Genomic DNA, 20,559 nt, shown 5'->3' on the forward strand with positions numbered 1-20,559 from the left:
AGGTTGCAAAAATAAGAATTAATTAGCATTAGAACGGATAATTTATCCCAAAATTTAAAACTGAATGCCCAAAATTGTATTCTCTGAACCAACGTTTGCCCGGTTCATCCGCCGGATTATAAGTCTTAAAGCCTAAATCTAAACGAATAACAAAAAAGCTCAAATCATATCGCAAACCAAATCCGCTTCCTAAAGCAATTTCTTCGAAATCGTTTAAGCCAGAGAATTTTGCCTTTTCATCAGTTACATTATCGAGTACATTCCAGATATTTCCGGCGTCAGCAAAGATTGCACCTTTAACATCTCCGAAGATTTTGAATCGAAATTCCCCACTTAGGGCGAGTTTCATATTGGCTTCATTAAAGTCATTTACTGCATTTGTACTTCCCGGGCCTAACGCATAAGGCTGCCAGGCTCGATTGTCATTTGATCCTCCGGAATAATAACTTCGTGAAAAAGGAATATAATCTGAGTTTCCAAAAGGAATTGCAATACCAAAAAAGCTTCGGACAGCCAGTACTTTTTCTTTGCCAAAATCCCAGTGTTTAATATAATCAAATTCGGTTTTAATATATTCTGAATATTCCAGATTGAATATTTCGTAATTGCCTCTTGAGTTTTTAGGAAGACTTGCTACGCCTGAAATGGCAGATAATAAAGTTCCTGCTGATTCTATTTTAGTTTTAAACTGATAAAAAGTATTATCTGCCAAATCTTTTTTGGTTGTTTTAGTAAATGTATAACTAGTGGCCAAAATAAAGTCATTTTCAGTCAGACGTACCCTTCTTTCTTCTATACCCTGAACGTCTTTGTATTTTGAATCCGATGCTGTCAATGCTGTTCTGTTGTTTATAACATCATTAGTAAAATCAGAGGCTCCTTTAGGTATAGTCAGGTTTTTATTGGCTTGTTCTTCTGGTGTATCTCCCCAGTTGTTGTTATTGACATTGTAATCTTTTCCAATACTATTCAATTCATCATAAGAAGAAGTATATACTTTAAAATAATTATCCGGATTCAGATTACGAACATATTGCGCATTAAGTAGATCTAGTTTTGCAGAATTGTATCTTTTTGGAGACCAAAGGTAAGACAGGCCGCCTGTGAAGTTTTCCTTGTCTAGTCCAATGTTTCTTTGTTTAGAAAAACCGGCGGAAATTGACGTGGACGGGATCATGCTTTTCGGAATAATTTTTTCTGTTCCAAAAGGCATTAAAATTCTTGGGAAATTAAGTTTCATGTCAACTCCATATTCCGAAACATTAAAGAAATTATTATTAGGATTGGCCATGTCTTTTGATGAGCCTATGTTTACACGAGCAGAAATTTCTAAGGTTTCAGCCCTGTTAAATACATTTCGAATTGTTTCTGAAACACTGGCTCCAATTCCAAAATCCTGAATATTGGAATGTGTTAAATCTAAGCTTGCGCCAAAGCTGTATTTTTTTCTTGGTGTCAGATAGACTTTTGCAATTAATGATTGTGCTGTCGAATCTCGTTTATCAACTTCATATTGTATTGATGGGTAATTGAAAATTTTCAGATTGTTTAAGTAACGGGAGGAAAGAGTAGTCCTGAAATCGGCATAAGTACCTCCCTTTGTAATAAAAATAGCATCTGTAATAGCGCGGGGTTTGTATTTTAATTTGTCATAACTATACAAATTAAAGTTGTTGTAAGTGGTGCTGTCCTTAATTTGGCTTTTTGCTCGTGCAGGAGAATAATCAGTATAAATATTTACGTCACTTATTTTATACAGCTTAAAAGGTTCTGTCCTGCTGGAATCTTTTTCCTGAATACTGTTGTCTTTGATGATTAAATTTATGTCTGCCTTATTTTTTTTGCCAATGGTATCAACATCAAAGGTGACATATGTAGGCTGGAAATAGTAGGCTCCGTGATTTCTAAAATAGGTAGTGATACGATTTTTTTCTTCTTCAAAATCACTGGTTTTGAATTGGTTGCCTGATTTTAAAAATGAAGGTTCCGGGTTTGTTTTATATAATGAATCCAAAGCTGGTGTGCTTATGTTTTGTCTAATAGAATCCAAAGTAAAAACATTTCCGCTTGTAATATTGTAGTTGATTTTTGCTTTTTTATAGCCTACCGTGTCAATGTTGTAATTCATGGCTACATTAAAATAGCCATTGTTAAAATAATAGGATTTTAAACGAACTAATGTTTTTTTGGTTTTTGAAGTATCAATAATAACAGGAGGCTCACCGGTTCTTTTTAAGAATTCATGAATTCCTTTGTATAAAAAAGACTGTCCAAGACGGTCTACTTGTTTAGCAGATAATATTTTAGATTGGCGCTCATATTTTCCGGGATTATTTTTAAATTTTGCCTGATAACTAGAATCAGGATTTAATTTTGCCAGATTATATAAATTTAAACGCAGACGAAATCCTAATAAGTTACTGTTTGGTTTCTGATACATCTGATCTGAAGCAGTTTCATCATTGGTAGATTTGCCGTTTACAATAATATCATTTTTTATAAGTAAATTTTTTCCGTCCGGAACTCGTTTCACTGCATTACAAGCACAAATAAGTATTGCTATTAGAATAAATGCTGTTATTTTTGTAAAAATCTTTTTCAAGTGTTTTTAAATATTTAATTCAAAAGTACATTATATTTTATGATTAGTAAAAACCAAATAAAACTTATAACAGGTTTACATCAAAAAAAGCAACGTTTTGCTAATCAATTATTCTTTGCTGAAGGAATAAAGGTAATTCAGGAATTATTACAGTCCAATTTTGAATTAGAGTATTTATTCACAACACAAAATGATTTTGAAACGGTTGGGACTTCAAAACGTATTCCTGTTACTGAACAGGAACTTAAAAAAATAAGTGCTTTATCAACTCCAAATACATGTTTGGCTGTATTCAAGATCCCTGCCGAAAATACAATAATCGACTCGGGCTTAATTTTAGCTTTAGATGATATTCGGGATCCGGGAAATTTAGGAACCATTTTAAGGCTTTGCGATTGGTTTGGAATTCAACAAATTATTTGCTCAAAAGAAACTGTCGATATCTACAATCCAAAGGTAGTGCAGGCCACAATGGGATCTATTGCCAGAGTAAATGTAAATTATGTCGATTTGAAATCTTTTATAACAAACGCAAAATTGCTTGTATTTGGAACTTTTATGAATGGCGAAAATATTTATCAATCAGTACTGCCTCAAAACGGAATCATTATTATGGGTAATGAAGCCAATGGTATTTCAGCAGAAATTGAAAAAACAGTAACAAGCCGACTCACAATTCCCAGATTTGGTAAACTACAAAAAACCGAAAGTTTAAATGTAGCCACCGCTACTGCTATTGTTCTTAGTGAGTTTAAACGAAATAGTTAGGCTTTTGTTTTAATGAAAAGTAAAATTTATTAAAATTGCTCTTGATTTCATCGAATCTATGTTGTCTGTCCATGGACTCGGCTGACCAGGATTATCACGAACTAATTCATCTGTTATTCCAAACATACCTCTGATGGAGGGAGAAAAAATAAAATATTCAGAAAAAATATCGATGCCAAAACCAATTTCATAAGCAGAACTCCATGATTTAGTTCTAAATGTGCCCTCAAAGTTGTCGTCTTTTGACTTTGAATTGCTGGATAAATTTAGAGTGGTAGAAAGCCCTCCTGTTAAATAAGGACGGATATTTCCTGTACGTAATGCCGAAAATTTTAATAGTAACGGAAAATGAATATAGGTACTGTTCACCTCTCTTAAATAATCACTTTCTGAATTTCCTACTCCCGAAAAATGCAAATCTCGTTTTGTGTAGTATAAACCCGGTTCAAAACGCAAATTTACATATTCCTGTAGTCTTAAATCTGCAACAACCCCAACATTAAATCCTGTTGTTTTCTTTACCTGGATATCTTCTGTGACTTCTTTATAATCAAATTTAAAATCAAAGCTGTTAAAGCCTAAATAATAACCAAAGTATAAACGTTGTTTCTGCCAGTTTTCCAGATTAATAATAGGATCTTTGCTAAACATACTTTTAGCAAATTGTGAATATCCCTGTGTGGATAATGTTAATAAAATTAAGACTACTGTTTTTTTCATACTATTTTTTTGAAGCAGAATATATCGTTGCAACTCCAAAAGTCTGAGGCATTGCCACAACTTCTATAAACCCAATTTTTCTTAAAATATTGTTTAGCGCTTCTCCATAAGGAAAAACAGCAGCAGATTCTGACAAATAACCATACGCTGAATTGTCTTTAGAAAATAATTTGCCTATAACTGGAAGTATGTTTTTAGTATAAAAACGATACCCTTGTCTATAAGGTGTTTTATCAGGAACTGAAGTTTCCAGAATTACAAATACACCATTTGGTTTTAAAACCCTTAAAATTTCAGCAAACCCTTTTTCTAAATTCTCAAAGTTTCGCACTCCAAAACTCACTGTGATAGCGTCAAAATAATTGTCTTCAAAAGGCATGTTTTCAGAATCACCTAATACTAATTCAATTCTGTTTGAAAGATTTTTTTCTTCTACTTTTTTTCTTCCAACTTCCAGCATTCCTGCAGAAATATCTAAACCAATAATTTTTTCGGCTTTGCTTTGTGCCATTAAAATTGCCAGGTCCCCGGTTCCGGTAGCAATATCAAGTATAACTTTTGGCTTTGAATCAGAAACTATTTTTAATACTTTTTTACGCCATTTTACATCTATTCCAAATGAAATCACACGATTTAAGTTATCGTAGTTTCCTGATATAGTGTCAAACATTTGTGCAACCTGTTCTTTTTTGCCTAAAGTTGAGTTTTTGTACGGAGTTATTTTTTCAGACATTTTTTTTATTTACGCAAATATAACATAAAGTATTTAACTGCAATTGTGTTTCTTAATTAGGATTGAATGTTTTTAGATATTAATTGTATTTTGTAAAATCACTAAAAGTGGGTATTGTAGGTAAAGTATTTATTGGTGAATTTAGCACTTGTAAAAATGTTAATATTTTTTCAATGATAAATAGAGATACAATGACCCAAATCAAGTGGGTGCTCCTTGCGCTTAGCATCTCATTTGTTCTTGTAAGCTGTTTTGAAAGTACTGTTTTTGAGAGCAGTATTATATTTAAAGTGCAAAATACGTTCTTAGGATTAAATTTGTTTTTGGAAATTTTAATTTTCTTTGCCTTTAGTACCTTCGTGGTATTTGGTATTAAGGGTTTTTTTGAGATGTACTCTCAAAAAATATCAAATGTTATTATATTCCTTTCAGGGGTATTTTTAATATTTGTAATTTTTATTTTATGTTATCAAATATTGTTTCAAGAGTAGGTCATTGCTCTAATCATTTGATTTAAAAAAAACATCCTCAATTTTTGAGGATGTTTTTTTTTATTTTTTAATGTATGTTTCGTAGGTATAATCATAAAGATGGGTTTCGTCTTTATAGTTGGCTTCGGATTCTACCAGTTGCCATTCCCTTTCATTGATTACAGGGAAAAAAGCATCAGCTTCAAAAGTGTGGTGAACACGTGTTATTTCAATTATATCAGCATATTGTAATCCAAGCGTATAAATTTCGCCTCCTCCTATAATGTATGAATCTTCATTTTCGGGGCACATCGCAATTGCTTTTTCAATGCTGTCAACCACTATGCAGCCTCCCGGGTTATAATTTTCTTGTCGGGATATAACAATATGTGTTCTGTTAGGCAGTGGTTTTGGAAAGCTTTCGAAAGTTTTTCTTCCCATTATAATATGGTGATTAGTAGTAAGCGATTTGAATCTTTTAAAATCGTTTGGGAGATGCCAGACTAATTTGTTTTTCTTTCCCAAGGCATTGTTTTCGGCAACAGCCGCTATCATTATAAGCATAGTGTGTTAAAGACTAAATTTTATTTTCAGGATTTTCATTGATAGAAGACTCTAATTGATTAATTCTCTTCTGCTGAAGCGCAACCAATCGGTCAATCTGCTCTCTTTCCCATTTTTTATTCATAAATCGATCTGTAATGTAGATTTTTATGAAGTGCAAAATAAAGATAAAAAACCATAAAGTAATGATCCATGTACACCAATTTTGTTCTGTTCCAATACTAAAACCAAAAAAACGATTAGCTACAAATAAAAATAAGCTTCCTAACAAAAAAAGAACAAAATGAAAATATAAAGCTTTTTTCTGTCTGATTCTTTTACGGGCATACTCATATTGTTCATGTACTTCTTTTTCCATAATTTATTCAAAATAAGATCATAAAGTTATAATTTATTTTGAAAAATCGCTATTTTGAATAAATAATATTTGATTCAAAATGGTCTTAAAATCCGAATTTATAAATTAAAAAGCCTAAAATTATCGATAGTGTAAAAAATATATTTCTGGTTGCTATAATCATAAATCATACAGGGTACGTATTGATTAATCAGATGAATTTGCGAACTTTGAAGGTATAAATCTAAAAATGAAACAGTTATGTCTTTAAAAAAGCAATTTATCAAAACAAAACCGGTGTGTAAGGTTACATTCTCTGTCGAAGCCAAAGATGCGAGCTCAGCAGCTGTAGTTGGAGATTTTAATAATTGGAATCCAGAAGAAGGAAGTTTGAGCAAGTTAAAAAACGGAACATTTAAAGCGACTTATGACTTAGTAAAAGATGCAATTTATGAGTTTAAGTATTTAATCGATGGAGTTTATGTAAACGATCCGGAAGCAGATTCTTATAAATGGAATGATTTTGCCGGAAGTGAAAACAGTGTTTTAGCTGTATAAAAAAATCCGCTTGAATTGAAGCGGATTTTTGTTCTTATACAGCAACACTACCTTTTATAGCAGGGTGTGGATCATAGTCAACAAGAGTGAAATCATTATAATCAAAATCAAAAATGTTTTTGATCTCTGGATTTAAAATCATTTTTGGTAATGGCTTTGGTTCGCGAGTCAATTGTAATTCTAATTGCTCGAAATGATTGTTATAAATGTGTGCATCACCAAATGTATGAATGAATTCACCGCATTCTAAATCACACACCTGAGCAATCATCATGGTCAATAATGCATAAGAAGCAATATTGAAAGGTACTCCTAAAAAGATATCAGCACTTCGCTGGTACAACTGACACGAAAGTTTTCCTTTTGTTTCTCCTTTTTCGGTATTAGGACTTGAAACATAAAATTGAAAAAAAGCATGGCAGGGAGGTAAAGCAGCTTTATTATCAGATACATTTTCTCCAAATGATTTCTTCGTATCCGGTAAAACGGAAGGGTTCCAGGCAGAAACCAGCATTCTGCGGCTATTCGGGTTTGTTTTTAATTCAGTTATTAATTCTGAGATTTGATCAATTTCTTCACTATTCCAATTGCGCCACTGATGTCCGTAAACGGGACCTAAATCGCCATTAGAATCAGCCCATTCATCCCATATTTTTACTCCGTTTTCCTGAAGGTATTTAATATTGGTATCACCCTTTAAAAACCAAAGTAATTCATAAATGATAGATTTAAGATGCAGTTTTTTAGTAGTAACCATTGGAAAACCTTCATTTAAATCAAAACGCATCTGGTATCCAAAAACACTTTTAGTACCTGTTCCGGTTCGGTCTCCTTTTTGATTGCCGTTTTCTAAAACGTGTTTTACTAAATCTAAGTATTGTTTCATTTTATAAAATCTAAATAATTAATTCTGAAATCTAAAGTCAAAAATCTATGAATTTTATCTTCTGGAGATTTCGTCTCTAATTTTAGCGGCTTTTTCATAATCTTCCTGAGAAACTGCCTGATCCAATAATTCATTCAACTCTTGTAAGCTGTGTTTGGCATAAACATCTCCGGACTGATTTGTTTCTTCTTCCTGACCAAACGTTTCAGGATTAGAAAGTACATCATCAATTTCCTGTGTGCCGGGATCGGTTTCTGCAGTACTTGATTTCAGGTAAATTCCGGCTTTATCTAAAATGTTTTTATAAGTAAATATTGGAGCGCTGAATCTTAACGCCAATGCAATAGCATCAGATGTTCTGGCATCAATAATTTCTTCGATTTTGTCTCTTTCGCATATCAAGCTTGAATAAAAAACACCGTCAACAAGTTTATGTATAATGACCTGTTTTACTACTATGTCAAATCTTTCGGCGAAATTTTTAAATAAATCATGCGTTAATGGGCGGGGAGGTTTAATCTCTTTTTCTAAGGCAATAGCAATTGATTGGGCTTCAAAAGCGCCAATAACAATTGGTAATTTTCTTTCGCCATCCACTTCGTTCAAAATTAAGGCATAAGCGCCATTTTGAGTTTGACTGTATGATATTCCCTTTATAGATAATTTTACTAGACTCATATATGTTTGTAAAAAAGGCACTTAGCGCCTCTATTTAATACTTTTTTTGACTGAAAAATAAAGGTGCAATTTTAATCAAAAAATATGGAACAAAAAAGCCACCTAAACAAAGATACGATTATCTTATTTTTAGGCAGCTATATTTTTACAGAGAATTTTTAAATTAAGAATGTTGCGCTTTGAAAGCTTTTAGTTTCTCAATTAATTGTGGTACGATTTTGAAAGCATCTCCTACGACACCATAATCTGCTACTTTAAAAAATGGGGCTTCAGGGTCGCTGTTAATGACTACTTTCACTTTAGATGAGTTGATACCGGCAATATGCTGAATAGCTCCTGAAATACCTATAGCAATATATAAGTTTGTGGCAACTGGTTTCCCTGTTTGTCCAACGTGTTCGCTGTGAGGTCTCCATCCTAAGTCAGAAACGGGTTTTGAACATGCCGTTGCAGCGCCCAATACGGCAGCTAAATCTTCTATCAATCCCCAGTTTTCAGGGCCTTTTAATCCGCGTCCTCCAGAAACTACAATATCTGCATCAGCTATTGATACTTTTCCGCTTACTTTTTCTACAGAATCTACTTTTACACCAAAATCATTATCTCCAATTGAAGGATTAAAATCTTCTTCGGTTGCAGATCCTGCACTTTCAAAAATGCCATAAGAGTTTTTTGCAAGACCCAGAACTTTTATATCTGTACTGATTTCTGTAATGTTGAAAGCTTTGTTTGAAAAAGCATTCCTTTTTACCTGAAATGGAGAAGTGCTAACCGGTAATCCCACTACATTTGAAGCAAATCCAGCTTCTAAGGCTACAGCTACCAATGGCGAAAGGTAAATACTATCTGTAGTTGAAGAAAGCAAAACTAATTTTGTCCCTTCTTTTTCAGCTGCTTGTTTAATAACATCAGCGTAAGCTTTTGCATTAAAACCAGCTAATTTATCATTGTTTACTTTTAAAACCTTGTCAACTCCGTATTTTGCTAATTCGCTAACATCACTTATGTTTACAGTCAAAGCTGTAACCGTAGTTCCTAATGATTCTGCTACTTTTTTAGCGTAAGAAGCTAATTCGAAAGCGACTTTTTTAAATTTTCCTTCTGCAGATTCTGCATATATTAATATTGACATGATATTTTTGTTTAAAGGTTATTAGTTTCAAGTTTCAGGTTTTAAACTGAACACTCAATACTAGATTACTTTCGCTTCGTTGTGTAATAAATTGATTAACTCATCTAAATTATCTGCAGGCACTAATTTTACTGCAGATTTAGGAGCTGGTTTTTCAAATTTTACAGCTTTTGTATTAACAGCTGCATCAACTGGCTCAAAAATGGTAAGCGCTTTTGTTCTTGCTGTCATAATTCCTCTCATGTTTGGAATACGTAAATCTTTTTCCTCGACAAGGCCTTTTTGACCTCCAATAATTAAAGGAAGAGTAGTACTTACTGTTTCTTTTCCTCCGTCAATTTCGCGAACAGCTTTTACATTGTTTCCGTCAACAGTAATAGCTGTACAGGAATTTAAAAAGTTATAACCTAAAATTCCGGAAATCATACCAGGAACCATTCCACCGTTATAATCCAAAGATTCTTTCCCTGCAATTACTAAGTCGTAACCGCCATTTTTAATTACTTCAGCCAATTGTTTAGCAACAAAAAAACCGTCTGTTGGGTTTGTATTTACACGAATTGCTTCATTCGCACCAATTGCCAAAGCCTTGCGTAAAGTTGGCTCTGTATCCGGACCACCAACATTTACAACCGTTACATTTGCTCCTTGTTGTTCCTGAAACCAGATAGCACGGGTTAAACCAAATTCATCATTAGGATTAATTACATATTGTACACCATTGGTATCAAATTCTGAATCACCATTGGAGAAGTTAATTTTTGAAGTAGTATCAGGCACATGGCTGATGCAAACCAATATTTTCATAAGTATATATTTTGAATTTATAATATGCTTTTACAAATTTAGAATTTAATTTGGAATAATTATACTATGCATGCATAATATTTTTTAAAACTATTACGATTTCGGAAATTGCTGGTTTTTGGGATACTTTTCTAAAAAAATAAAATCAAAATTTTATTGATAGTATAGGTTTTTAGAGAATTTTATTTTTTGAGGGTATGTAGAACGCTTAATGATAGTTAATTAATGTTCTTTCTCGAAATAACATAAAAAAAGATTTTTGAATGTTTTAGAATAAATCAGATAAAATGGGGTTTTATGAAATATTTTTTAATGATGAAAAGTGACACTATGTCTATTTTGTAAATATCACAATAAATTTTAAAAAGTTAAAAGTGAAAGAAGAAAGAGAAGTTGCTGTTATTTTAAAGTCAATTTATGCTTTTAAGTTATTTAAAATATTTATTTTTGCTCATCAGAAAAAAGAATATAACATACAACTATGAGAACAATACAATTTAGAGAGGCCATTTGCGAAGCGATGAGCGAAGAAATGCGTCGCGATGAATCCATATATTTAATGGGCGAAGAGGTTGCAGAATACAACGGAGCATACAAAGCTTCAAAAGGAATGCTTGCTGAGTTTGGCGAAAAAAGAGTAATCGATACTCCAATTGCTGAGCTTGGGTTTACAGGAATTGCTGTAGGTTCTGCAATGAACGGAAACCGACCAATTGTAGAATATATGACTTTCAACTTTTGTTTAGTTGGTATTGATCAGATTATAAACAACGCTGCTAAAATGCGTCAGATGACAGGAGGACAGTTTAATGTGCCTATCGTTTTCCGCGGACCAACTGCTTCTGCAGGTCAATTAGGAGCAACTCACTCCCAGGCTTTAGAAAACTGGTTTGCAAACACTCCGGGTCTTAAAGTTATTGTGCCTTCAACTCCTTATGATGCAAAAGGACTCTTGAAATCAGCAATTCGTGATAATGATCCTGTAATTTTTATGGAATCAGAGCAAATGTATGGTGACAAAGGAGAAGTGCCGGACGGAGAATATGTAATTCCAATTGGGGTTGCTGATGTTAAGCGTGAAGGTACTGATGTAACAATCGTTTCTTTCGGAAAAATCATCAAAGAAGCTTTTATCGCTGCTGATGAATTAGCAAAAGAAGGAATCTCTTGTGAAGTTATCGATTTAAGAACAGTTCGCCCTATGGATAATGAAGCAATCTTAAAATCTGTTAAAAAAACAAACCGTTTGGTAATTTTAGAAGAAGCTTGGCCATTCGCCAGTATTTCATCTGAAATCACATATATCGTACAAGAGCAGGCTTTTGATTTTCTTGATGCGCCAATTCAGCGTATTACAACTGCTGATGCTCCTGCACCTTATTCACCTGTTTTACTGAAAGACTGGTTGCCTAATGCAGGTGATGTAGTGAAAGCAGTAAAAAAAGTAATGTACAAATAATAATACATACATACTCATAAAAACTTCATCATTCATTGGTTAATTGATGAAGTTTTTTTTTGCCGGAATATGAAAAGAATAATTTTACTCAGCCTGTTTTTTGTATTTGCTTTAGCAAACCATGTTTTTGCGCAAACTAAAGTGAGTGGAATTGTTTTGGACAAATCCAATCAGCCTGTTCCGTTTGCAAATGTGGTTTTTAAGGGTTCAAATACGGGAATAGTTTCTAATGAAGACGGACGTTTTTATTTAGAATCACCAAATACGTATACCGCTTTGTTAGTGACTTCTGCAGGATTTTCAGATAAGGAAGTTCCTTTGGAAAAAGCAGTAAATTATAATTTTAAAATTGTCTTAAGCGAACCTGAGGCGCTTAATGAAGTTGTTATTTTTACCGGTAAAACTTCAAAAAAGAACAATCCGGCATTGGATATCTTGAGGAAGATTTGGGAAAGAAAACGTAAAAATGGTCTTTATCAATTCAATCAGTATCAAATGCAGAAGTACGAAAAAGTCGAGTTCGATATGAACACGATTGATAGTGCTTTCATGAAAAATAAACTTTTCAAAGGAATGGAGTTTGTTTTCAATCATGTCGATACTTCTGATGTTACAGGTAAAACGTATTTACCAATTTTTATCAACGAATCCGTATATGATGTTTACGGAGATAATAAATTAAAGAAAGTAAAAGAAAATTTATCCGGAAATAAAATGTCAGGATTCAATGGGAATCAGCAGATTTTGTCTTTTGTAAAAGATCTTTATTCGGATTATAATATCTACGACAATCACCTTAAGTTTTTTGATAAAAGTTTTACAAGCCCGCTTTCAAAAACGGGAATTGATGTTTATAATTATGTGTTGAAAGACAGTGCTTTTATTGACAAAAAATGGTGTTATAATATTGTTTTTTATCCAAGACGTAAAAACGAACTGACTTTTAAAGGAGATTTCTGGGTAAACGATTCGACTTTTGCCATCAAAAAAATTAATATGGGCGTTACCAAAAGCGCCAATATTAACTGGGTAAAAGATATTTATATCGAACAGGAATTTGAAGTAGAAAACGATTCGGTTTTCCTTTTAACCCGCGATTATATGATGTCGGATTTTGCTTTGAATAAGAAGGAAAAATCTAAAGGGGTTTATGGAAAACGAACGACTTTATATAGAAATCATAAATTCAATATTCAGAAACCGGAGAAATTTTATAAAGAAGAAGTTAATTTTATAGATAATGCTGTTTATGAACGACCGGATGAATTTTGGGAAGAAAATCGTTTTGAAAAACTAAATAAAGACGAGCAGGGAATATATAAAATGCTCGATACTTTGCAGACAGTCAAGAAATTTAAACAGCTTTATAGTTTAGTTTCTATTTTAGGAAGTGGTTATGTAGAATTCAAGAATTTCGATTATGGGCCTATTTTCTCTACTTTCGGTTATAATGAAGTCGAGGGTTTGAGGCTCAGGGTAGGAGGAAGAACTTATTTTGGACCTAATGATCCATGGCGAATCCAGGCTTATACAGCATACGGATTTGACGATAATAAATTCAAATACGGCGTTTCAGGAAAATGGATGCTGGATAAGAAAAACAGATTGATTATTTCTGGAGGAAACAGACGTGATATCGAACAAATCGGAGCTAGTTTAACCACAACAAATGATGTTTTAGGGCGAAGTTTTGCTTCTTCGGCGTTGTTTACAACAGGAAGCAACGGAAAACTGACCAATATTAATCTGAGTAACGTTTCTATTGAAATGGAAGCTAAGAAAAATTTTATAGTTTCTGCAGGTTTTTCATATCGCACGTTAGAATCAGCATCTCAAACTTTTAGTTTAGACTATTATAAAACTTTGCCATCTGTTTCAAATCCGGCTGGTGTAGTTGAAAGTAAGGTTACGCAATCTGAGGCTAATATTCAGTTTGAGTTTATGCCAAATCGTAAAACAATTGGTTATGGAGTTGAAAGGGATCTTGTTGACAGCCCGTTTAGCCATTTCTTCGTTAACTTCAGTTATGGTCTTAAGGGAGTACTCAATAGTGATTTTGCTTATGAAAAAGTGCAGTTGTTTTACAGACAGCCTATTATTATAGGACCGTTAGGAAGAACAAATATCACACTTGAAACAGGAAAAACTTTTGGTAAAATTCCGTTAGGATTAATGAGTGTAATTCCGGGGAACCAGACGTATTTTACGATTGAGAATACTTTTAGCAACCTGAATTTCTACGAATTTGTTACAGATCAATACACAACATTACAATGGAATCATGATTTTGGAGGAAGAATATTTGCCAGAATCCCATTTATGAGAAAACTGAACTGGAGAGAATTTATAGGAGTGAGAGCCGTTCATGGAACAATTTCTGATGAAAACAGAGCCATAAACGCTTCCGGTCTTCCGTATAATGCGCCCGAAAAAGTGTATTGGGAATACAATGCCGGAATTGGAAATATCTTCAAAGTTTTCAGAATTGATTTTTCATGGAGAGGAAATTATCTGAATATGCCCGATGCAGCTAAATTTGCAGTAAAAGGATCTTTTGGATTTTATTTCTAAGTATATAAGATGCAAAGCATCAAAGTTACAAAGTCGCAAAGGTTAGATTCTTTGCGACTTTTTTGTTGATTATTGTTTCACTCATTATGCTTTATTCACAATTTAAGTGATAAGGTAAAAATAAATCTGCTTCATCTGCAAAATCTGTGGGAAACAAAAACTTTGCGACTCCACATCTTTGCAAGATTATTTTTATTTACTTTTGAAAATACACTTAAAATCAAAATCATGCAGGAAGCAATTGATTTTCTTTCATCTAAAAATCCAATATTCCAGGAAATAATCGAAAAGTACGGATTACCATCAATCCCAAAACGGCCACAGGGATTTGACACTTTGGTATTGTTAATTTTGGAGCAACAGGTTTCAATAGATTCGACGAAAGCCACATTTTTAAAAATCAAATCTTTTACAACCTGCATTCCGGAAAACATGGCTGCTTTGAAGGATGAAGAGTTTAGAAACCTCGGAGTCAGCCGTCAGAAGACAAAATACATCAGGATTTTAGCAGAAGCAGTTTTAAATAAAAAACTGGATATAGAAAGTCTGGCTTCAAAATCAGCGAAACAAGTCCGGGAAGAACTCATTAAGTTAAAAGGTATTGGAAACTGGACCATCGATATCTATCTAATGTTTTGCCTTCAGGAACCAGATTTGATTCCGCTTGGCGATATTGCAGTCGTAAATACGATCAAAGAATTATTGAATATTCAAGATAAGAAAGAAATGCAAATTCATGCCGAACAATGGAGTCCGTATCGGTCTTATCCGACCTATTTGCTATGGCACTATTATTTAAATAAGCGAAATCGTAAGATTACATATTAACTAGCTGTTATATAAAAGGAAAGTATATTAAATAATGAATAAAGTATATAGATTAATGCATTTTTTTCATTGTAAAAAAGGATTCTTTGGGTTACTTTTGCAAGCGAATTATAGAAATAATAAAAAAAGAAAATGACCGCAGACAAACTAACAACTTTCGATGTTTTGATCGAAATACCAAGAGGAAGCAGAAATAAATATGAGTACGATTTTGAAATTAAAAGAATGCGTTTCGACAGAATGTTGTTCTCTTCAATGATGTACCCAGCAGATTACGGATTTATTCCGGAAACTTTAGCTCTTGACGGAGATCCTCTTGATGTATTGGTTTTGATAAACGAACCAACTTTCCCAGGATGTGTTATAGAAGTGAAGCCAATTGGGGTTTTCCACATGGCAGATGATAAAGGACCAGATGAAAAAATCATTTGCGTACCAGTTTCAGATCCGATCTGGAATTCATTAAATGACCTTTCAGATATCAACGGACACTTATTGAAAGAAATCGAGCATTTCTTCCAGGTTTATAAAGATCTTGAAAACAAAAAAGTGGATGTAGAAGGATGGGGAGATGTTAATGAAGCATTCGCAATTATCAAAGAATGTACAGACCGTTTTAATCAAATTGAAAACAAACCAGAAGGATTATTTAGTATTAAATAATTTCAGGCATCATATTTTGTAAAAAAAGCAATACTCCGTTAAGAGTATTGCTTTTTTGTTTAAATTCGTTTAGTTAGTTCGTTGACTATTAACCAAAACCAATAAAATATGAATGCATTTATGATTTACCTGCCTATTGCAATGGCAGTTTTAGGATTACTTTTCATGGGAATAAAAAGGAGTTGGGTTTTAAAACAAGATGCCGGCGACGGTAAGATGAAAGAAATCTCAGATTACATTTATGAAGGGGCGTTAGCCTTCTTAAAAGCCGAGTATAAACTATTGACCATCTTTGTAATTATTGCCAGCTTAGCTTTAGCAGGGATTACTTTTATTCCAGGTGTAAAAACACATTTATTAATCGTAGTAGCATTTATTTTTGGCGCATTATTTTCAGCTTATGCAGGTAATATAGGGATGAAAATAGCAACCAAGACAAACGTTAGAACCACTCAGGCAGCCAGAACCAGTTTACCTCAGGCTTTGAAAGTTTCTTTTGGTGGAGGAACCGTTATGGGACTTGGTGTTGCGGGTTTAGCTGTTTTAGGTTTGACGGCTTTCTTTATAATTTTCTTTAATTTGTTTTCAGACGGTGTTTGGAAAGATACTGAAACAATGACTGTTGTTTTAGAAACTTTAGCTGGATTTTCGCTTGGTGCAGAATCAATTGCACTGTTTGCCAGAGTAGGAGGCGGAATTTATACTAAAGCAGCTGATGTTGGAGCTGATTTAGTAGGTAAAGTTGAAGCGGGAATCCCGGAAGATGATCCTCGTAATCCGGCAACAATTGCGGATAACGTTGGAGATAATGTGGGAGACGTGGCTGGTATGGGAGCCGATTTATTTGGCTCGTATGTAGCAACAGTTTTAGCTGCCATGGTTCTTGGGAACTATGTGATAAAAGATATGGGTGGAAGTATCAATGATGCTTTTGGCGGAATTGGTCCAATTTTACTTCCAATGGCAATTGCCGGTTTCGGAATTTTATTCTCCATTATTGGAACTACAGTGGTAAAAATATCAGACGATAATGCCAAAGAAGCACAAGTGCAGAAAGCATTAAATATAGGAAACTGGATTTCGATTATTTTAACAGCAATAGCCTGTTTCTTTTTGGTGAAATATATGCTGCCTGAAGTAATGACAATGGAATTCTTTGGAGAAGGAGCACAACAGATTTCTTCAATGCGTGTTTTTTATGCTACATTAGTGGGATTAGTGGTTGGTGGAGCCATTTCATCAGTAACAGAATATTACACAGGGTTAGGAACAAAACCAGTATTAGCAATTGTTCAGAAATCTTCAACAGGTGCCGGAACAAACGTAATCGCTGGTTTAGCGACCGGAATGATTTCTACTTTTCCAACTGTATTATTGTTTGCTGTAGCGATTTGGATTTCTTACGCTTTAGCAGGATTTTACGGAGTGGCGCTGGCAGCTTCTGCAATGATGGCAACAACAGCGATGCAATTAGCGATTGATGCCTTTGGACCAATCTCAGACAACGCCGGAGGAATTGCCGAAATGAGCGAATTACCTAAAGAAGTTCGTACCAGAACTGATATTTTAGATTCAGTTGGAAATACAACTGCAGCAACCGGAAAAGGTTTTGCCATTGCTTCTGCAGCTTTAACTTCATTAGCCTTATTTGCAGCTTACGTAACTTTTACCGGAATTGACGGAATCAATATTTTTAAAGCACCCGTTTTAGCGATGCTTTTTGTCGGAGGAATGATTCCGGTTGTTTTCTCCGCTTTAGCAATGAATTCTGTCGGAAAAGCAGCAATGGATATGGTGTACGAAGTTCGTCGTCAGTTTAAGGAAATTCCAGGAATTATGGAAGGAACCGGAAAACCGGAATACGGAAAATGTGTGGAGATTTCAACTAAAGCCGCTTTACGCGAAATGATGCTGCCTGGAATTTTGACCATTGGTTTTCCGATTGCAATTGTTCTTTTAGGAAAATTAGTTTATGCTGATAACAATCAGTTAATTGCTGAAATGCTGGGAGGATATATGGCTGGAGTTACAGTTTCTGGAGTGCTTTGGGCCGTTTTTCAAAACAATGCCGGAGGTGCCTGGGACAATGCTAAAAAATCTTTTGAAGCCGGAGTGATGATCAATGGTGAAATGACTTATAAAGGTTCTGATGCCCATAAAGCAGCCGTAACCGGAGATACCGTTGGAGATCCCTTTAAGGACACTTCTGGACCGTCAATGAATATTTTGATTAAACTGACTTGTTTGATAGGATTGGTTATTGCGCCTATCTTGGGTAATGGTCATTCTTCTCAAACAAATATTCCGCATGGCGGATTGCCTCCTAAAGAAATAAAGTGTTGCATGAAGGCTGAAATGAATGCAGACGGAGTTTCGAAATGCGCAGATATGTCAGGAATGACCAAAGAAGAGTGTGTTAAAATGTGTAAAGAAAAAGGCTGTTCAGCAGAAGAAACAGCAAAATGCCTGGCTCATTTTGACACTGATAAAAACAGAGTGGAAGTGAATCTTTCGACCACAAACGGCGTTACGGTTGGGACAGTAACCAAAACCCAAAACGGAAAAACGACTACAGAAGTTTTTGAAGGAACAGAAGCTGAGGTAAAAGCTAAAGTTGACGCTGCGAAATAAATCTTTGTTAGTATCAAAAAATGCCTCTAATTTTTGGAGGCATTTTTTAGTTTAAAAAACTATATTTGCTAAAATAAATCAATCAATTTTGAAAAGATAAATAGATAATAACAACATATAAAAATTAGCGTTTAGCGAAAATTCCTGTTTACTGAAAGGTCGAAATTTCATAAATCCACAGGAGAGTTTAAGTTAACGTTCATGCCATAGGCGTGGGCGTTGCTTTACTTTGTGGATTAGGTATTCGACCACCTCAGTAGACAAGTAAATGCAATTAGCCTGCGCTTCTTTTTTGTTACTCCAACAAAAACATGAAATTATACGCTACGGTCGAAGCAGTTTTAAAAAATGAACCTAATTATGTTACAGATGATGGTGATTTAAAAAAATGGGTAATCATTAGCAAAGCACAAAATTGCGATACATAATTAATCTCTTTATTATTAGAAAATCCAGAAGTTAAAACTCATTTTTTTATTCCTATAAAAGATGTTTTGGTTTTTAATCAAGCCTTATTCATAGAATTTATGGAGCAAAAAAAATATTTGAACGATAGTTTTACGGCCTACAAAAACAAAATAGGATTAACGATTGATGGTAAATTCCTAACCCAACGAAAACAAATTCAAGCTATCGGAAACTTTCTGACTTACTATCGGCGAATTTATTGTGAAAGTAGACGATGTTGGTACTTTTATAGATGTGCGTTAAAATCTTAAAATAATTATTAATTCATTCCAAAAAAGCAAAATCCTGAAAAACAAAGTTCTTCAGGATTTTTTTAATTATATTTATTTTTTAAAGATTGCTTTTATATTGGTACTTTTATTAAGGAGTGAAACATTATAGATTATATTACTTTATAATAGTTATTAATTGTTGTCCGGTACTACTTTCCCATTTTAATTCTCCGTTTACCCATATTTTTTTGGCAATAATATTATTATTAGAAAGATCAAATTCTGTCTTTATTTCATCCATATCTTCAGATGACCATTCAACGTAAGTGGAAGAGATATTATTATGAATATTTTTAGTATTTAAATGAACCTTAATTCTATAGAAATTTGAGTTACCGACAACAGGCGGGACTATTTCATAACCCTTTGAAGCATCCAGTTCAGAATTGTCTACTTTAACCTTTATACCATCCTCATTAGCGTAAAATATTTTAATTTGATTAATATCTATATAATCAAAGTCTGGGTCTAACAAATCCTCGCCATTTATGTTCTCAATCTTGAAATACATGGTTGCTTCAATTATTTTACAACAATCCTTCTCATCATTATTGCATGAGAAAAATACACCTATCATCAAAATTGCTAGTAACGTTTTAATAATCATCATTATTGTTATTATTTATTATTTTCTAATATTGTAAACCATTCCTGCTTTATAGGTAAATGTATCACTTCCAACTTGCCAACTCGCCGAATACCAACCATTATACATACCGCTCCAGCCCCAATTCATATGATATGTCCAAGCATTATGAAACACTGTAATATATCCATGCAAACCTGCCGATACTCGTACTGGAACGCTATACTGACGGATGCCATCACATATCCAGGCATGTCCGTTCTCATATACATTAAAAATAAGCCATTTAGTTGCTTTTTCCCCCCCTCTTAATATTACAGGATATCCCGCATTTAACTCGCTTTTTGTTGTCGCAATACTAAAATCCATATAATCTGCAGCACTATAACCAAATGTTGATTTTAATGCATTTGGCACTGAACTAGTTTCAGCAGAAGATCCACTACAACCCCAATCCATTCCTACAGAATTTCCTGCATCGAGCATCAACCTTGCAGTCTCATTAGAACCACTTCCATCATACATTTGAGTCCAATTGTAATTGGAAGGATATTGATAATATTTCATTATTTGGGACATTGCAGTTGCTACACAACCAGTAGGTGTCCTACCATTAGAGTAGTTTGAACAACCATTATTAGGTGCTAAGTCATTGTAACCAACTCCTTGTCCCCAACTTGTACTAAGCAATGGTCCATATTGAAATGTAAGAGACCCAGTACCACTTTCATTAACCGATTGAGGTTTATTCGTTGAATTCATATTAGAACTGATATAATTTTCTATGTTCTTAATATTCCATTCATCCTCTGGAACTAAAATTAAT

19 protein-coding genes are annotated in these 20,559 nt (G+C 33.8%); 8 read left to right on the plus strand and 11 right to left on the minus strand.

Features of this window, described 5'->3' with window-relative positions; genetic code table 11:
- Positions 1-28: 28 nt before the first annotated feature.
- Complete coding sequence (gene tamL / locus OZP09_RS14845; protein ID WP_281309591.1) at positions 29-2,602, minus strand: translocation and assembly module lipoprotein TamL; 2,574 nt, start codon at positions 2,600-2,602, stop codon at positions 29-31.
- Positions 2,603-2,641: 39 nt separating this feature from the next.
- Between tamL and OZP09_RS14850 the strand changes: the two genes are divergently transcribed.
- Entirely contained in the window at positions 2,642-3,370 is a 729-nt protein-coding gene (locus tag OZP09_RS14850) for a TrmH family RNA methyltransferase (RefSeq protein ID WP_269234512.1), read from the plus strand.
- Between the two features lie 9 nt (positions 3,371-3,379).
- On the opposite strand, the gene porT is transcribed toward OZP09_RS14850, so the two are convergent.
- The 4 genes from porT to OZP09_RS14870 all read right to left on the minus strand — a co-directional run bounded on the left by porT (position 3,380) and on the right by OZP09_RS14870 (position 6,215).
- Positions 3,380-4,090 carry a type IX secretion/gliding motility protein PorT/SprT gene (gene porT / locus OZP09_RS14855; RefSeq protein WP_269234514.1) on the minus strand — a complete coding sequence of 237 codons (711 nt, stop codon included), beginning with the start codon at positions 4,088-4,090 and terminating at the stop codon, positions 3,380-3,382.
- 1 nt (position 4,091) lies between these two features.
- A complete protein-coding gene (ubiE, locus tag OZP09_RS14860; protein WP_223679263.1) occupies positions 4,092-4,823 on the minus strand; it encodes a bifunctional demethylmenaquinone methyltransferase/2-methoxy-6-polyprenyl-1,4-benzoquinol methylase UbiE in 732 nt (243 codons plus the stop codon).
- A 551-nt stretch (positions 4,824-5,374) separates the two neighbouring features.
- Positions 5,375-5,857, minus strand: coding sequence for a dihydrofolate reductase (locus OZP09_RS14865; protein ID WP_269234515.1), 483 nt, complete (start codon positions 5,855-5,857; stop codon positions 5,375-5,377).
- Between the two features lie 13 nt (positions 5,858-5,870).
- Positions 5,871-6,215, minus strand: a complete 345-nt coding sequence (locus OZP09_RS14870) for a 2TM domain-containing protein (protein ID WP_269234516.1) — start codon at positions 6,213-6,215, stop codon at positions 5,871-5,873.
- Positions 6,216-6,455: 240 nt separating this feature from the next.
- On the opposite strand from OZP09_RS14870, the gene OZP09_RS14875 reads away from it, so the two are divergent.
- Positions 6,456-6,752 carry an isoamylase early set domain-containing protein gene (locus OZP09_RS14875; protein ID WP_269234517.1) on the plus strand — a complete coding sequence of 99 codons (297 nt, stop codon included), beginning with the start codon at positions 6,456-6,458 and terminating at the stop codon, positions 6,750-6,752.
- Positions 6,753-6,786: 34 nt separating this feature from the next.
- Here the strand turns inward: OZP09_RS14875 and OZP09_RS14880 are convergent, their stop codons facing one another.
- The 4 genes from OZP09_RS14880 to OZP09_RS14895 all read right to left on the minus strand — a co-directional run bounded on the left by OZP09_RS14880 (position 6,787) and on the right by OZP09_RS14895 (position 10,255).
- A complete protein-coding gene (locus OZP09_RS14880) occupies positions 6,787-7,638 on the minus strand; it encodes a thymidylate synthase (protein ID WP_269234519.1) in 852 nt (283 codons plus the stop codon).
- Between the two features lie 54 nt (positions 7,639-7,692).
- Positions 7,693-8,316 (minus strand): bifunctional nuclease family protein, encoded by a 624-nt coding sequence (locus tag OZP09_RS14885; RefSeq protein WP_269234520.1) that lies wholly within the window; start codon positions 8,314-8,316, stop codon positions 7,693-7,695.
- A 163-nt stretch (positions 8,317-8,479) separates the two neighbouring features.
- Positions 8,480-9,448 carry an electron transfer flavoprotein subunit alpha/FixB family protein gene (locus OZP09_RS14890; RefSeq protein WP_269234522.1) on the minus strand — a complete coding sequence of 323 codons (969 nt, stop codon included), beginning with the start codon at positions 9,446-9,448 and terminating at the stop codon, positions 8,480-8,482.
- A 60-nt stretch (positions 9,449-9,508) separates the two neighbouring features.
- Positions 9,509-10,255: an electron transfer flavoprotein subunit beta/FixA family protein gene (locus OZP09_RS14895; protein WP_269234523.1), complete on the minus strand. Its 747-nt coding sequence runs from the start codon at positions 10,253-10,255 to the stop codon at positions 9,509-9,511.
- Positions 10,256-10,736: 481 nt separating this feature from the next.
- Here OZP09_RS14895 and OZP09_RS14900 point away from each other — a divergent pair, with 481 nt between their 5' ends.
- The 6 genes from OZP09_RS14900 to OZP09_RS22680 all read left to right on the plus strand — a co-directional run bounded on the left by OZP09_RS14900 (position 10,737) and on the right by OZP09_RS22680 (position 19,126).
- A complete protein-coding gene (locus OZP09_RS14900) occupies positions 10,737-11,714 on the plus strand; it encodes a pyruvate dehydrogenase complex E1 component subunit beta (protein WP_025571585.1) in 978 nt (325 codons plus the stop codon).
- A 69-nt stretch (positions 11,715-11,783) separates the two neighbouring features.
- On the plus strand, positions 11,784-14,285 hold the full coding sequence (locus OZP09_RS14905) for a DUF5686 and carboxypeptidase-like regulatory domain-containing protein (RefSeq protein WP_269234525.1): 2,502 nt from the start codon (positions 11,784-11,786) through the stop codon (positions 14,283-14,285).
- Positions 14,286-14,513: 228 nt separating this feature from the next.
- The gene (locus OZP09_RS14910; RefSeq protein WP_269234526.1) at positions 14,514-15,113 is read left to right on the plus strand and encodes a DNA-3-methyladenine glycosylase family protein; all 600 of its coding nucleotides are present in this window, start codon (positions 14,514-14,516) and stop codon (positions 15,111-15,113) included.
- 132 nt (positions 15,114-15,245) lie between these two features.
- Positions 15,246-15,776, plus strand: a complete 531-nt coding sequence (locus OZP09_RS14915) for an inorganic diphosphatase (protein ID WP_078227119.1) — start codon at positions 15,246-15,248, stop codon at positions 15,774-15,776.
- A gap of 108 nt (positions 15,777-15,884) precedes the next feature.
- Complete coding sequence (locus OZP09_RS14920; RefSeq protein WP_269234527.1) at positions 15,885-18,407, plus strand: sodium-translocating pyrophosphatase; 2,523 nt, start codon at positions 15,885-15,887, stop codon at positions 18,405-18,407.
- Positions 18,408-18,838: 431 nt separating this feature from the next.
- Positions 18,839-19,126 (plus strand): site-specific DNA-methyltransferase, encoded by a 288-nt coding sequence (locus OZP09_RS22680; protein WP_432419454.1) that lies wholly within the window; start codon positions 18,839-18,841, stop codon positions 19,124-19,126.
- Positions 19,127-19,262: 136 nt separating this feature from the next.
- Here the strand turns inward: OZP09_RS22680 and OZP09_RS14925 are convergent, their stop codons facing one another.
- Positions 19,263-19,757 (minus strand): hypothetical protein, encoded by a 495-nt coding sequence (locus tag OZP09_RS14925; RefSeq protein WP_281309592.1) that lies wholly within the window; start codon positions 19,755-19,757, stop codon positions 19,263-19,265.
- 15 nt (positions 19,758-19,772) lie between these two features.
- The gene (locus OZP09_RS14930; RefSeq protein ID WP_281310765.1) at positions 19,773-20,495 is read right to left on the minus strand and encodes a C10 family peptidase; all 723 of its coding nucleotides are present in this window, start codon (positions 20,493-20,495) and stop codon (positions 19,773-19,775) included.
- Positions 20,496-20,559: the final 64 nt, after the last annotated feature.

It is taken from the genome of Flavobacterium flavigenum (assembly GCF_027111255.2).
GTDB classification, from domain to species: Bacteria; Bacteroidota; Bacteroidia; order Flavobacteriales; family Flavobacteriaceae; genus Flavobacterium; species Flavobacterium flavigenum.